A 14,223-nucleotide genomic window follows, 5' to 3' on the forward strand; every position below is an offset into this window, starting at 1 on the left:
GAAACAAATCCCCTGCCGCCCCTACCCTCACGCCGAAGCCGGCGGATACAGCGAGCGCGGCAGCTGGGAAGCCGCTGCCGCGTCCAGGAGCCACAGGGTGCGGGAGCGGCCCTGGGCGCCGGCGGCCGGAGCCTGTACCTCGCCCGCGCCCGACAGGGCGATCGCTGCGGCCTGGGCCTTGTCCTCGCCCGCCGCGAGCAGCCATACCTCGCGCGCGGAGCGGATCGCGGGGAGGGTGAGGGAGATCCGGGTCGGCGGGGGCTTGGGGGCGCCGTGGACGCCGACCACCGTGCGTTCGGTCTCCCGTACCGCGGGCAGCTCGGGGAAGAGCGAGGCCACGTGGGTGTCCGGGCCGACGCCCAGCATCAGGACGTCGAAGGTGGGGACGGAGCCGTGGTTCTCGGGGCCCGCCGCCTTCGCGAGCTCGGCCTCGTACGCCTCCGCCGCGGCGTCCACGTCGGAGCCGTACGGGCCGTCCGACGCGGGCATCGCGTGCACCCGGGCGGGATCCAGCGGCACGGAGTCCAGGAGCGCCGCACGGGCCTGCGTGTCATTGCGATCCGGGTCACCTGCCGGCAGGAACCGCTCGTCGCCCCACCACAGGTCGAGGCGGCCCCAGTCGACGGCGTCCCGGGCGGGGGCCGAACTCAGCGCCGCCAGGAGCCCGTTGCCGTTGCGGCCGCCCGTGAGCACGATCGAGGCGTAGCCGCGCGAGGCCTGCGCGTCCACGATCTTCGTGATCAGCCGGGCCGCGGCGGCCTGGGCCATCAGCTCCTTGTCGCGGTGGACGACCAGCTGCGGAGTGCTCACCTGGCCGTCCCCTTGGCCGGGGGCATCTGCGCCGGAGTCGGTCGGCTGCCGTCGCCGCCGGCGGACGCCGACTTCGACTTCGAGGCCGAGTCGGACACGGCGGACGCCGGAGTCCGGGTGGGAAGCGGAGACCTCTCCGCAGACGACGGAGTGCCTCCCAGCCGGTCCACCCCGAACCGCAACGCCGACGCGTAGGTGTCGTCCGGGTCGAGCCGGCGCAGCTCCTCCGCCATCAGCTCGGAGGTCTCGCGGCGCTTGAGCGCCACCGCACGGTCCGGCTGGCCCTGGAGCGTCAGCGTGGCCATCGCTCCGTCCGGACGGTGCAGCGTGACGGGACCGCCGGTGGTCTCCAACCGGACCTGGGTCAGCCCAGGGCCGGCGGAGACCCCGCGCCGGACGTGCACATGCAGCCGGTCGGCGAGCCACATGGCCAGCAGTTCGACGCTCGGGTTGAACTCCTCGCCCGACACCTCCGCCGAGATGACCTCGCAGTCCACCTGGTCGAGGGCGGCGGCCAGCATGGAGCGCCAGGGGGTGATCCGGGCCCATGCCAGGTCGGTGTCGCCCGGCTCGTAGTTCTCGGCGCGGGTGCGCAGTTCGTCGACGGGCTTCTCCGACGAGTAGCTGTCGGTGACCCTGCGCTGGCCCAGGGCCCCCAGGGGGTCCTTGGCCGGGTCGCTCGGGGAGCCCACCGGCCACCAGACCACGACCGGCGCGTCCGGCAGGAGCAGCGGGAGCGCGACGGACTGGGCGTGGTCCGCGACCTCGCCGTAGAGCCGCAGGACGACCGTCTCGCCGGTGCCCGCGTCGGCACCGACCCGTACCTCGGCGTCGAGGCGGGACTGCGTGCGGTCGCGCGGCGAGCGGGAGACGCGCTTGACCACCACGATGGTGCGCGAGGGGTGCTCACGGGAGGCGTCGTTGGCGGACTTGAGGGCGTCGTACGCGTTCTCCTCGTCGGTGACGATGACGAGGGTGAGCACCATGCCGACGGCGGGGGTGCCGATGGCCCGGCGGCCCTTCACGAGCGCCTTGTTGATCTTGCTGGCTGTGGTGTCCGTGAGATCTATCTTCATGGGCGACGCCAGCTCCGTCCGTCTCGCTCGAGCATTTCGTCCGCCTCGACGGGTCCCCAGGTGCCCGAGGGGTACTGGGCGGGCTTGCCGTGCTTGTCCCAGTACTGCTCGATCGGGTCGAGGATCTTCCAGGACAGCTCGACCTCTTCGGTGCGCGGGAAGAGGTTCGAGTCGCCCAGGAGGACGTCGAGGATCAGGCGCTCGTACGCCTCCGGGCTCGACTCCGTGAAGGACTCGCCGTACGCGAAGTCCATCGAGACGTCCCGGATCTCCATGGAGGTGCCGGGGACCTTGGAGCCGAAGCGGACCGTGATGCCCTCGTCGGGCTGGACGCGGATGACGATCGCGTTCTGGCCCAGCTCCTCCGTGGCCGTGTGGTCGAAGGGGGAGTGCGGGGCGCGCTGGAAGACCACCGCGATCTCGGTGACACGGCGGCCCAGGCGCTTGCCGGTGCGGAGGTAGAAGGGGACCCCGGCCCAGCGGCGGTTGTCCACCTCCACCTTGATCGCGGCGTAGGTGTCGGTCTTCGACTTGGGGTCGATGCCGTCTTCCTGGAGGTAGCCGACGGCCTTCTCGCCGCCCTGCCAGCCGGCCGCGTACTGCCCGCGCACGGTGTCGCGGCCCAGATCCTGGGAGATCTTGACCGCGCCGAGGACCTTGGTCTTCTCGGCCGCGAGCGCGTCCGCGTCGAAGGAGGCGGGTTCCTCCATGGCCGTGAGGGCCATCAACTGGAGCAGGTGGTTCTGGATGACGTCACGGGCCGCGCCGATGCCGTCGTAGTAGCCGGCCCGGCCGCCGATGCCGATGTCCTCGGCCATCGTGATCTGCACGTGGTCGACGAACGACCGGTTCCAGACCGGTTCGAACATCGTGTTGGCGAAGCGGAGCGCCAGGATGTTCTGGACGGTTTCCTTGCCCAGGTAGTGGTCGATACGGAAGACCTGGTCCGAGGCGAACACCTCGTGCACGACCGCGTTGAGCTCCTCGGCCGACTTGAGGTCGTGTCCGAAGGGCTTCTCGATGACCGCACGGCGCCAGGAACCGCTCGCCTGTTCGGCAAGGCGGTGCTTCTTCAGCTGCTTGATGACCACCGGGAAGGCGGACGGCGGCACGGAGAGGTAGAAGGCGAAGTTGCCGCCCGTGCCCTGTGCCTTGTCCAGCTCGTCGATCGTGGTGCGCAACCGCTCGAAGGAGTCGTCGTCGTCGAAGGTGCCCTGCACGAAGCGCATGCCCTGGACGAGCTGCTGCCAGACCTCCTCGCGGAAGGGCGTGCGGGAGTGTTCCTTGACCGCGTCGTGGACCTCCTGCGCGAAGTCCTCGTTGGCCCACTCGCGCCGGGCGAAGCCGACGAGTGAGAAGCCCGGCGGCAGCAGACCCCGGTTGGCGAGGTCGTATACGGCGGGCATCAGCTTTTTACGTGACAAATCGCCCGTGACGCCGAAGATGACCAGGCCCGACGGCCCCGCGATACGCGGGAGCCGTCGGTCTGCGGGGTCACGCAGCGGGTTGCTGCTTGACAAGATTTCAGCCCTCCGAGGGGGCGAGGCGCTGGAGCTCTGCCTCTGTCGACTTGAGCAGGTCGTTCCAGGACGTCGCGAACTTCTCGACGCCCTCGTCCTCCAGGAGCTGGACCACGTCGTCGTACGAGATCCCGAGCTTCTCGACCGCGTCGAGCTCGGCACGGGACTGGTCGTACGTACCGGCGATGGTGTTGCCGGTGATCTTGCCGTGGTCCTCGGTGGCCTCGAGCGTGGCCTCCGGCATGGTGTTCACCGTGTTCGGCGCGACCAGGTCGTCGACGTACAGGGTGTCCTTGTAGGCCTTGTCCTTGACGCCGGTCGAGGCCCACAGCGGGCGCTGCTTGTTGGCCTGCGCCTTGTCGAGGGCGGCCCAGCGGTCGGAGGAGAAGACCTCCTCGTACGCCTCGTAGGCCAGCCGCGCGTTGGCGAGGCCCGCCTTGCCGCGGGCGGCCTTCGCCTCGTCGGTGCCCAGGGCGTCGATCCGCTTGTCGATCTCGGTGTCCACGCGGGACACGAAGAACGACGCCACCGAGTGGATCTTGGAGAGGTCGAGGCCGGCGGCCTTGGCCTTCTCCAGGCCCGCGAGGTAGGCGTCCATGACCTCGCGGTAGCGGGCGAGCGAGAAGATCAGCGTGACGTTGACGCTGATGCCCTTGCCGATGACCTCGGTGATCGCGGGCAGGCCCGCCTTGGTCGCCGGGATCTTGATGAGGGTGTTGGGGCGGTCCACCAGCCAGGCCAGCTGCTTGGCCTCGGCGACGGTGGCCGTCGTGTTGTGGGCGAGGCGCGGGTCGACCTCGATCGAGACCCGGCCGTCCTGGCCCTGCGTGGCGTCGAAGACCGGGCGCAGGATGTCGGCGGCGTCACGGACGTCCGCCGTCGTGATCATGCGGATGGCCTCGTCGACGGTGACCTTGCGGGCGGCGAGCTCGGTGAGCTGCTGCTCGTAGCCGTCGCCGCCGGCGATCGCCTTCTGGAAGATCGACGGGTTGGTGGTGACGCCCACGACGTGCTGCTGGTCGATCAGCTCGGCGAGATTGCCGGACGTGATCCGCTTGCGCGACAGGTCGTCCAGCCAGATCGCGACGCCTTCCTCGGAGAGGCGCTTGAGTGCGTCTGTCATGGAAATTGCATCTCCTACGTGTCGTGTACCAGCGTCAGCGCTGGGCTGCGGCGATCGATTCCCGGGCGGCGGATGCGACGTTCTCGGCAGTGAAACCGAACTCGCGGAAGAGCACCTTGCCATCGGCAGAAGCACCGAAGTGCTCCAGCGAAACAATGCGTCCCGCGTCCCCGACGAACCGGTGCCAGGTGAGACCGATACCGGCCTCGACCGAAACCCGCGCCTTCACCGAAGGCGGCAGCACGCTGTCCCGGTACCCCTGGTCCTGCTCGTCGAACCACTCCACGCACGGCATGGACACGACCCGAGTCGGGATGCCCTCGGCCTGGAGCTGCTCACGCGCCTCGACGGCGACGTGCACCTCGGAGCCGGTGCCGATGAGGATGACCTCGGGCGAGCCGCCCTCGGCCTCGAACAGCACGTAACCGCCCTTGGCGGCATCTTCGTTGGCCTCGTACGTCGGTACACCCTGGCGGGTCAGCGCGAGGCCGTGCGGGGCACCCTTGCCGAACACCTTGGTGTAGCGCTTGAGGACCTCGCGCCAGGCGATCGTGGTCTCGTTGGCGTCCGCGGGACGGACGACGTTCAGACCGGGGATCGCGCGCAGCGAGGCCAGGTGCTCGACCGGCTGGTGGGTCGGGCCGTCCTCGCCGAGGCCGATCGAGTCGTGCGTCCACACGTACGTCACCGGAGCGTGCATGAGGGCCGACAGCCGCACCGCGTTGCGCATGTAGTCGGAGAACACCAGGAAGGTGCCGCCGTAGATGCGGGTGTTGCCGTGCAGCGCGATGCCGTTCATCTCGGCGGCCATCGAGTGCTCGCGGATACCGAAGTGGATCGTGCGGCCGTACGGGTTCGCCTCCGGCAGCGGGTTGTCCGCCGGCAGGAAGGAGCTCGTCTTGTCGATGGTCGTGTTGTTCGATCCTGCGAGGTCGGCGGAGCCGCCCCAGAGCTCGGGGATGACCGCACCGAGGGCCTGGAGGACCTTGCCGGACGCGGCACGGGTGGCGACACCCTTGCCCGCCTCGAACACCGGAAGCTGCGACTCCCAGCCCGCGGGCAGCTCACCGGCGGCGATGCGGTCGAACTCGGCGGCACGCTCCGGGCTGGCCGTACGCCAGGCCGCGAAGCCCTTCTCCCACTCACCCTTGGCCTCACGGCCGCGGTCCAGGGCCCCGCGGGTGTGCGCGAGGACCTCCTCGGCGACCTCGAAGCTCTGCTCCGGGTCGAAGCCGAGCACGCGCTTGGTGGCCGCGACCTCGTCGTCGCCGAGCGCCGAGCCGTGCGCGGCCTCGGTGTTCTGCGCGTTCGGGGCGGGCCAGGCGATGATCGAGCGCATCGCGATGAAGGAGGGCTTGTCCGTCACCAGCTTCGCGGCCTCGATGGCGTTGTAGATGGCGTGCGGGTCGAGGTCGCCGTCCGGCTTCGGGGCGATCCGCTGCACATGCCAGCCGTACGCCTCGTACCGCTTGACGGTGTCCTCGGAGACGGCCGTCTCCGTGTCGCCCTCGATCGAGATGTGGTTGTCGTCCCACAGCAGGATCAGGTTGCCGAGCTCCTGGTGACCGGCCATCGAGGACGCCTCGGCGGAGATGCCCTCCTGGAGGCAGCCGTCACCGGCGATCGCGAAGATGAAGTGGTCGAACGGGGACTCACCCTGGGGGGCGTCCGGATCGAACAGGCCGCGCTCGTAACGGCTGGCCATCGCCATGCCCACCGCGTTGGCGACACCCTGGCCGAGCGGCCCCGTCGTCGTCTCCACGCCGGGGGTGTGCCCGTACTCGGGGTGGCCGGGCGTCCTGCTGCCCCACGTCCTGAAGGCCTTGAGATCGTCCAGCTCCAGGCCGAAACCGGCCAGGTAGAGCTGGGTGTAGAGGGTCAGGGACGAGTGGCCCGCGGACAGCACGAAACGGTCGCGTCCGGTCCAGTCGGGGTCCGCCGGGTCGTGCCGCATCACCTTCTGGAAGAGGGTGTACGCGGCGGGCGCCAGGCTCATCGCCGTACCGGGATGGCCGTTACCGACCTTCTGTACGGCATCGGCGGCCAGGACGCGGGCGGTGTCCACAGCCCGCTGGTCCAACTCGGTCCACTCGAGGTCTGTGGTGGTCGGCTTGGTGCTCACCCTGGGTCAGGGCTCCTCTCCACATGTTCCACATGTCGAATGCCGGCGCGCGTGCGCCCACCGGCCGTTGTCGAGCCTACCCCCGTAAGTACGTGCGTTTTTTCGAGTCATTCCAGACTGCCGGGAGTCTCCGGGATCCGCCTCCCGACCGGTCCATTCCGCATTCGGCAAGTGAATACGGAGCCGCTCGTCCGAGTGCTCAATCGAGCTTTGACACGCCCGTTGCGCGTGCGTCACCAGGCACCTGGTGCGACGTCCGCCAACACGACCCACCCCCGCGAATGTCGGGGTATGGGCAACGTCTACAGTGGCGTGGTACGCGCGAGCCTTTACGGGGAGTTCACACCCGGGGGCTTGCTGGGATGTCTCTGTCAGGGGTGTGCGTGACGGCCGTCGAATCCCGTCCACCGGGGGTGCTCGGGACGAGCAGCAGCCCAAAACATCGGCCGTTCGGGGCCCGTGTCATGGCTTTCGTGGCGTTGACCAAGCCACGAATCATCGAGCTACTGCTGATCACCACCGTCCCGGTGATGTTCCTGGCCCAGCAGGGGGTGCCCGACCTGAAGCTGGTGCTCCTCACCTGCCTCGGCGGCTACCTCTCGGCGGGCGGCGCCAACGCGCTCAACATGTACATCGACCGGGACATCGACGCGCTGATGGACCGGACCTCACAGCGCCCGCTGGTCACCGGCATGGTCAGCCCGCGTGAGTGCCTGGCCTTCGGCCTCTCGCTCGCCGTGGTCTCCACGCTCCTGTTCGGCCTGACGGTCAACTGGCTCTCGGCCTGGCTCTCCCTCGGCGCGCTCCTCTTCTACGTGGTCGTCTACACGATGATCCTCAAGCGCCGTACGTCGCAGAACATCGTCTGGGGCGGCATCGCCGGCTGCATGCCCGTTCTCATCGGCTGGTCGGCGGTGACCAACTCGATGTCGTGGGCCCCGGTCATCCTCTTCCTCGTCATGTTCTTCTGGACGCCGCCGCACTACTGGCCGCTGTCGATGAAGGTGAAGGACGACTACGCGCGCGTGGGCGTGCCGATGCTTCCGGTCGTCGCCTCCAACAAGGTGGTCGCCCGGCAGATCGTCCTCTACAGCTGGGTGATGGTCGCCGTCTCGCTACTGCTCACCCCGCTCGGCTACACCGGCTGGTTCTACACGGCGGTCGCCCTGGTGGCCGGCGGCTGGTGGCTGTGGGAGGCGCACGCCCTGCAGAACCGCGCCAAGGGCGAGGCGACGGGCGGCAAGCTCAAGGAGATGCGGCTGTTCCACTGGTCCATCACCTATGTGTCGCTGCTGTTCGTGGCGGTCGCGGTGGATCCCTTCCTCCGTTAGGCCCATCCGGGATTTCGACGGGCGGGGTGCGTGGTCAAGGCCACGCACCCCGCCCGTCGCCGTTTGATCTACCCGTCGGTAGCATCCTGGCCATGGCAGACACGCAGCAGGTTGACGAGGGCACCGACGCCAAGCAGGCCGCCAAGGCCGAGCGCAGGGCCGCCAAGCTCGCCAAGGAGATCGCCGCCTTCGCCGAGAAGCACGGCGGGGCCGAAGGCCATGTGGAGTACATCGGGCAGCGCGGCGCCCGGATCGTGCTCGTCGGCGCGGACGGCGGCTGGGGCGACCTCGTGGCTCCCGCGTACGCGATCGCCGAGCAGGCCGTGAAGAAGGCCGGAATCACTGTTCATGAAGAGTTCGACGGCGAGTTCGCGGCGAAGGTGAAGACGGGGCCGTACGAGTGGAAGCGGATGGCGGGAATCCAGCTGGGGGCTCCCAGCAACGGTTGAACCAGGCCTCAGGTGCAGTGCCCCGCCAGGGGCGCGGGGAACTGCGCGGCCAGCCACCGACAGCCCGCGGTTTCCGAACCACCGCCACTCCCGAACGGCAGAAACAGCGGAGCGTCTTCGCACGGGGTGTGTGCAAGCAACACCTGATACCCGGTTCACCCGTTAGGACCTGAGAAGGCACGGTCCAGTCGCGGGGAGTCCGGATGATCGAAACGCCGTCCCTGGTGGACCAGTACTGCCACGGCGTACTGAGGACGGAGCTGGGCCTCGGTACCTTCGAGGCCCACCTCGCCAGGACCGAGGGCCCGCCCGCCCCGGGCACCACCTTCTTCGACACCCAGACCGGGTTCGCCGTACGCCGCTGGTGTCCGCCGCTGCTCGGCCTGGAGCCGCACTGTCCGCCCGCCCGCTATCTCGCCCGGCGTCGCGAACTCGGCGTACTGGAGTCGGGCCGCAGGCTGCTGCGCGGCAGTGGCATCACGACCTATCTCGTCGACACCGGGCTGCCCGGCGATCTGACAGGACCCGGCGAAATGGCCACCGCGGGCGCAGCCGACGCGCATGAGATCGTCCGGCTCGAGCTACTGGCCGAGCAGGTCGCCGACACCTCCGGCACGGTCGAGTCCTTTCTCGCCAATCTCGCGGAGTCCGTCCACGGCGCCGCCGCGAACGCCGTGGCCTTCACCTCCGTGGCGGGCGTACGGCACGGTCTGGCGCTCGCGCCCGAGCCGCCGGGGCCGGGAGAGGTACGGGGCGCGGCGGGGCGCTGGCTCGCCCGGCGCCGGGTGGGCGGGGCGCTCAGCGACCCGGTGCTGCTCAGACACCTGCTGTGGATCGCGATCGCCTCAGGCCTGCCACTCCAGCTCCATGCCGGACTCGGCGAACCGGGCCTGCGCATCGACCGCACCGACCCCGTCCTGCTCACCGACTTCGCCCGTGCCACGGCCGGGCTCGGCACCGACCTGGTCCTCCTGCACGGCTACCCGTACCACCGGCACGCGGCGCACCTCGCCGGGGTCTTCCCGCATGTGTACGCCGACCTGGGCGCCGCGCTGGTGCGTACCGGAGCGCGGGCGGCGGCCGTGTTCTCCGAGATCCTGGAACTGGCGCCCTTCGGCAAGCTCCTCTTCTCCAGCGGCGCACATGGGCTGCCCGAACTCCATGTGGTCGGGGCACGTCTCTTCCGTGAGGCGCTCGCCCGGGTGCTCGGCACGTGGGTCGCCGAGGGCGCCTGGTCGCTGGCGGACGCGCAACGGGTGGCGGGGCTCATCGCGGCCGGGAACGCCCGGCGGGTGTACGGGGTGGAGTGAGCCCTCCAGACTCGCTCTCATGACCGACGCCGACGCCGACACCACGGCCCGCCTGCTGGACCGCTTTCTGACGGAGCTGCGCGCTCTCGCCCCCGTCGCCCTGTGGGTGCACGGCTCGCTCGCCGGGGGCGACTACCAGGAGGGCCGCAGCGACCTGGACCTGATCGCCGTCCTGGAGGATCCCGTCTCGCTCGCCACGATACGGAGCCTGGTGCGGCTGCACCGACGGCTGCGCGCCGACGAGCCGCTCGCCGTGAAGCTGCACTGCACCTACATGACCCCCGACACCATGGCCGGTGACGAGCGCTCGTACATCACCTGGGCGCACAACGTGCTGATGAAACGGCCGGTCACCCCCGTCACCTGACGCGAACTGCACGCCTTCGGGCTCGTCATGCACGGCAAACCGCCCGAGGACCTGCTGCCGCCTCTCCAGGACCGGGAACTCAAGGCCTTCGTCGTACGGGACCAGAAGGAGTACTGGCGGCCCGCGGTGGACAAGGCCCGGCTCTGGGAGCAGGACGTGTGGGTCGACCTCGGGATGGTCACCTTCGCGCGGGCGACCGTCACCCTGCGGGAGGGGCGGCTGATCTCCAAAGGGGAAGCCCTGGACCTGCTGCCGGGACTCGGCGCGCCCCTCGACCTGGTCGAGGACATACGGCGACGGCGGTACGGGGATCCGGGCCCGCACCCCGACGCGTGGCCGTCCCGCCGGGCCCAGCTGACCAGGGGCTACCTGGGCCCCGCGATCGACGGCCTGGTCACCGCGTACGACGGGTTCACGCGCGCGTGAGCGTCGTTTCGGTGGAAGGGCCCGGCACATCCGCCAGGATCTCCGGCCGTTCGCGCAGCGACAGCAGGACCCGCAGGACGCCGATCCACACCAGGCAGGAGCCGAACATGTGGAGGCCGACCAGGACTTCGGGGAGGTCCGTGAAGTACTGGACGTAACCGATGACGCCCTGCCCGAGGAGGATGAGGAACAGGTCCCGGGTGCGGTCGAGGGGGCCCTTGGGGGCGTCGACGGCCTTGAGGACGAACCACAGGGCGAAGGCCAGCGTCACGACGATCCAGGCCAGCACCGAATGGAGCTTGGTGACGTTCTCCCAGTCCAGCGGGATGCGCTCGACCTCGCTCGAGTCGCCGGCGTGCGGGCCCGCACCGGTCACGACCGTGCCGAGCGCGATCAGCAGGACGGTCGCGGCGACCAGCACCCACACCATCTGCTGCACCGGCTTGCCGACGAGGGGGCGCGGCTCGGCGTCGCCCTCGCGGGTGCGCTGCCACATCAGGGTGGCGACGGCGATGAGCGCGGTGGAGAGGAGGAAGTGGGCCGCGACCGTATACGGGTTGAGGCCCACCAATACGACGATGCCGCCGAGCACCGCGTTGCTCATGACGACCCAGAACTGCGTCCAGCCCAGCCGGGTCAGGCCGCGCCGGTACGGCTTCCGCGAGCGCGCCGCGATGATCGCCCAGCCGACCGCCGCGCACAACACGTACGTCAGCATGCGGTTGCCGAACTCGATGACGCCATGGACGCCCATCGCGCTGGTCGTGGTGAGCGAGTCGTCGGTGCACTTGGGCCAGGTCGGGCAGCCGAGGCCCGAACCCGTCAGCCGTACGGCACCGCCGGTGACCACGATCACCACCGCCATGACGAGCGCGGCCAGAGCCGCCCGCCGCACCGTCCCCTTCGTCGGGGTCCAGCGTTCGGCGATGAAGGCGAGCGGGTTGCGCACGGCGGCTACGGCGTCGGCTCGGGTCACGTTTGGCACGGGCTCCATGCTAGGCCGGGGCTTGTGCATGAATTCACGCGGGGTGGGCATGTCCGGACAGATCGCGTGCTCGGCTCTTGGACCGGCTCTTGGACCGGATGACGGCTACGTGTGCGTGGGTGTCCCGCCCTCGATCGCGTCCTTGATGTCCTGTGCGCGGGTGCGGAAGTCCGCCGCCCGCTGCGCGTCCGTGGTGCACAGGGCCAGCCGCTCGTACACGGCGCTCAGTGAGGGATGGACGTCGCCCAGCCGTCCGCGGATGATGCGCTCCGCTTCGTGCAGGGTGTCCTGCGCGCCCGGTCGGTCACCGGCGGTGAGCAGCACGGGGCCCAGTCGGGAGAGCGTCTTGGCCCGGTAGTGGTGCCCGCGTCCGTATCGCGCGACGTAGATGCCTTCGGCCTCGCGCAGCGTCTGCAGGGCCTGTGCCGTCCGGCCCTGCGCATGTTGCAGGGAGCCCAGCTTGTTGAGGCAGGCGGCGTATTTGTGGTCCTCGGCCTCGCGACGCTTGCGGTGCAGCTCGACGACAGGGGCCAGCAGCTCGGCGGCTTCCCGCAGGCGTGCACGTGAGTCCTGGCGCAGGCGCCGCCACAGCAACGGGTTGTAGGTGCCGCGGGCGCGGGCACGGAGCTCCTCGCCCTGGCGGCGGCGTACGTCCGCGAGGAACTTGGCGACCTGGGAGGTCTCGAAGTCGTCGGCGCCGCGGTTCGCCCGGAAGGCCGAGAGTGCTTCGGACAGCTCCCGCTCGGCGGTCTCCAGATCGCCGCGGTCCTGCGCCACGATGCCGGTGTCACGCCGGAGCATGGCCCTGAAGACCAGATGCTCCCGGGGTTCCTCACTGCCCCGGCGCGGGATCCTGCCGGTGGCTCGCTCGTAGCAGCCGAGCGCCTTGGTGAGCTGGCCGGCGTTCCGGTGGATCATGCCGGCCTCCTGCTCGGCGATGGCCCAGTCGAGCCCGTCCCACTCGGCGCCGTGGCGCTCGTAGATGTCGATCGCCTGTTCCACGGCTTCCAGTGCCTCGGTGAACTGGGTGTCCTCGCGCAGAATGCCGCCGAGCTGCCTGAGGCACTGCGCCCGCAAGGGGAGGAACGCGGGATCGTCCAGCCGCTGCAGACACTGGTCCAGTGCCAGGCGGCACTGCGACTCGGCGTCGTCGAGATGCGCCAGCAGATAGTGCTGGCGGGCCACGGCGAGCTGCGCGGTGGCGAGCCCCAGGGCGTCGTCCTGGAGGGTTTCGCGGAGTGCCGCCTCCTTCTCGAAGTACTCCAGGGCGTGCACCCAGTCGCAGCGGTGCTCCTGGTAGACACCGACGCGGTGCAGCAGCCTGGCCAGGGCCTTGGGGTCGCGGGCCGCCCCGTACTCCTGGTCGTCCGTGTCGGCTCCCCACACCAGCTCGGCCGACACCGCCTCGACATGCGGCATCAACGTCTCACAGGCGGCACGCTCGTCCAGCAGCTCGGGCGCCCTGGGGAACGCGGCTTCCAGCAGTTGGACCGCGGACTGTGACCAGAGCAGCCTGGCCTGGGTGTCCATGCCCTCACGGACGAAGAACTGGACCTGCGGATGCATGGCGTAGATGACGCTGGCAACCCGGCTGTCCCCGCTGCGGCTGAGCAGCGAGTGGTTGGACAGGCGCCGGACCACGCGGTTGAAAGCGGCCTGGTCCTCCATCACTTCCCTCAAGGGCGAGGGGATCACCAGGGGATGGCGCAGCAGCATGTCCTGCCGTACGTCCTCCGACGCGAGGAAGGAGCACAGCCGCATGAGGTCCTCGGCGACCGGCTCGGCGGAGACGATCCGTTCGATCGAGAGCCGGAAGGTGGCTGCGGCGCTGCTGACGGGATGGCCGGGAAGCCGGCGCAGATACTCCTTCACGGAGATCTCGGCATCCGCGATGTACGCCCCCGCCTGGTCCAGGGCGAGGGGCAGCCAGTGCAGTTGGGTGCCCAGCTCGACCAGCGCCCTCTCGTCGTCCTCGGCGCCGATCCGCTTGCTGAGGAGGGCGAGTCCGTCGTCCGCGTTCAGATCGGGCAGCGCGATCCGCTCGACCGAGTGGGCGGGGAGGTTCTCCCAGCCCTCGCGCCGCTGCGTGGTGATGAGTACTTCCCCGTGTCCCGTCCTGGGCAGGAGTGAGGGCCGCGCGTCGTTCGTCTGCTCGTTCAGCGGGCCCAGGCTGTCGTCCTGCGCGTCGTCGTAGACGAGGACCCAGCCGGGAGTGTCGCGCAGCCGTCCCCAGAGCCGGTTGAGCATCACGCTCTTGGAGTTGTGCTCCGGTATGCCCAGACACGCGGCGAGTTCCAGCAACTCGCCCATGAGCCGTTCGTAACTGGAGGCGTGGAGCCACCAGACGAGCGAGCGGTGCTGTCGCAGGCGGCCGTCGGCATACGCGGCGGCCAGCTGGGTCTTGCCCAGCCCGGCCCGCCCGTGCACGACGCAGACCCGAATTCCGCTGCTGCGTTCCTTTGGCCTCAACGCCCTTGCGACCGACTGGAGTTCGTCGCTACGACCGGTGAAGTAGCGCGAAAGGGTGGGGAGATTGGGTGGCGGTACGTACATCGGGTCATGGTCCGCGCTGCCGATGGCGGAGGGGGTGGGGCGGGAGCGATGTACGAAGTACCCGGTTATCGCCGAAACTCCGCCCAGGGCACCGGCACTTGAGGCCAGGAAGATGAGAGGTGTTCCGTGGGTGTCCTGTGCGAGGACGGAC

Annotated in this window: 10 protein-coding genes and 1 pseudogene; 4 read left to right on the forward strand and 7 right to left on the reverse strand. The window is 69.7% G+C overall.

Annotated elements, in window-relative coordinates; genetic code table 11:
- Positions 1 to 27 precede the first annotated feature (27 nt).
- Genes pgl through tkt form a run of 5 tightly spaced genes read right to left on the reverse strand, consistent with a single transcriptional unit; the run spans position 28 to position 6,651 of the window.
- Positions 28 to 810, reverse strand: a complete 783-nt coding sequence (gene pgl / locus OG266_RS34045; RefSeq protein WP_371550401.1) for a 6-phosphogluconolactonase — start codon at positions 808 to 810, stop codon at positions 28 to 30.
- The gene (opcA, locus tag OG266_RS34050) at positions 807 to 1,886 is read right to left on the reverse strand and encodes a glucose-6-phosphate dehydrogenase assembly protein OpcA (RefSeq protein WP_371550403.1); all 1,080 of its coding nucleotides are present in this window, start codon (positions 1,884 to 1,886) and stop codon (positions 807 to 809) included. Before opcA ends, pgl begins: the two co-directional genes overlap by 4 nt.
- The gene (gene zwf / locus OG266_RS34055; RefSeq protein ID WP_371553052.1) at positions 1,883 to 3,409 is read right to left on the reverse strand and encodes a glucose-6-phosphate dehydrogenase; all 1,527 of its coding nucleotides are present in this window, start codon (positions 3,407 to 3,409) and stop codon (positions 1,883 to 1,885) included. Before zwf ends, opcA begins: the two co-directional genes overlap by 4 nt.
- Position 3,410: 1 nt before the next feature.
- Positions 3,411 to 4,529 carry a transaldolase gene (gene tal / locus OG266_RS34060; protein WP_266465819.1) on the reverse strand — a complete coding sequence of 373 codons (1,119 nt, stop codon included), beginning with the start codon at positions 4,527 to 4,529 and terminating at the stop codon, positions 3,411 to 3,413.
- A gap of 34 nt (positions 4,530 to 4,563) precedes the next feature.
- Positions 4,564 to 6,651 carry a transketolase gene (tkt, locus tag OG266_RS34065; protein WP_329548317.1) on the reverse strand — a complete coding sequence of 696 codons (2,088 nt, stop codon included), beginning with the start codon at positions 6,649 to 6,651 and terminating at the stop codon, positions 4,564 to 4,566.
- 377 nt (positions 6,652 to 7,028) lie between these two features.
- Between tkt and OG266_RS34070 the strand changes: the two genes are divergently transcribed.
- From OG266_RS34070 to OG266_RS34085, 4 genes and pseudogenes are all read left to right on the forward strand, one after another.
- Positions 7,029 to 7,982 (forward strand): heme o synthase, encoded by a 954-nt coding sequence (locus tag OG266_RS34070; RefSeq protein ID WP_266470780.1) that lies wholly within the window; start codon positions 7,029 to 7,031, stop codon positions 7,980 to 7,982.
- Positions 7,983 to 8,074: 92 nt separating this feature from the next.
- Positions 8,075 to 8,431 carry a hypothetical protein gene (locus OG266_RS34075; RefSeq protein WP_266465825.1) on the forward strand — a complete coding sequence of 119 codons (357 nt, stop codon included), beginning with the start codon at positions 8,075 to 8,077 and terminating at the stop codon, positions 8,429 to 8,431.
- 203 nt (positions 8,432 to 8,634) lie between these two features.
- A complete protein-coding gene (locus OG266_RS34080; protein WP_329548318.1) occupies positions 8,635 to 9,741 on the forward strand; it encodes an amidohydrolase family protein in 1,107 nt (368 codons plus the stop codon).
- Positions 9,742 to 9,760: 19 nt separating this feature from the next.
- Positions 9,761 to 10,534 (forward strand): annotated as a pseudogene (locus OG266_RS34085) (nucleotidyltransferase domain-containing protein).
- Here OG266_RS34085 and OG266_RS34090 read toward each other — a convergent pair.
- Both OG266_RS34090 and OG266_RS34095 read right to left on the reverse strand, forming a co-directional pair.
- Complete coding sequence (locus OG266_RS34090) at positions 10,521 to 11,528, reverse strand: heme A synthase (protein WP_266465841.1); 1,008 nt, start codon at positions 11,526 to 11,528, stop codon at positions 10,521 to 10,523. The pseudogene OG266_RS34085 and the gene OG266_RS34090 sit on opposite strands and share 14 nt — an antisense overlap.
- A 96-nt stretch (positions 11,529 to 11,624) precedes the next feature.
- The gene (locus OG266_RS34095; RefSeq protein WP_371550406.1) at positions 11,625 to 14,072 is read right to left on the reverse strand and encodes a hypothetical protein; all 2,448 of its coding nucleotides are present in this window, start codon (positions 14,070 to 14,072) and stop codon (positions 11,625 to 11,627) included.
- Positions 14,073 to 14,223: the final 151 nt, after the last annotated feature.

This window comes from Streptomyces sp. NBC_00554 (genome assembly GCF_041431135.1).
Taxonomy (GTDB): domain Bacteria; phylum Actinomycetota; class Actinomycetes; order Streptomycetales; family Streptomycetaceae; genus Streptomyces.

Excerpts from the sequence above, each read along its gene's own strand:
- opcA (WP_371550403.1), bottom strand. The coding sequence starts at position 1,886 with ATGAAGATAGATCTCACGGACACCACAGCCAGCAAGATCAACAAGGCG.
- tal (WP_266465819.1), bottom strand. The coding sequence starts at position 4,529 with ATGACAGACGCACTCAAGCGCCTCTCCGAGGAAGGCGTCGCGATCTGG.
- OG266_RS34075 (WP_266465825.1), top strand. The coding sequence starts at position 8,075 with ATGGCAGACACGCAGCAGGTTGACGAGGGCACCGACGCCAAGCAGGCC.
- OG266_RS34080 (WP_329548318.1), top strand. The coding sequence starts at position 8,635 with ATGATCGAAACGCCGTCCCTGGTGGACCAGTACTGCCACGGCGTACTG.
- OG266_RS34090 (WP_266465841.1), bottom strand. The coding sequence starts at position 11,528 with ATGGAGCCCGTGCCAAACGTGACCCGAGCCGACGCCGTAGCCGCCGTG.
- OG266_RS34095 (WP_371550406.1), bottom strand. The coding sequence starts at position 14,072 with ATGTACGTACCGCCACCCAATCTCCCCACCCTTTCGCGCTACTTCACC.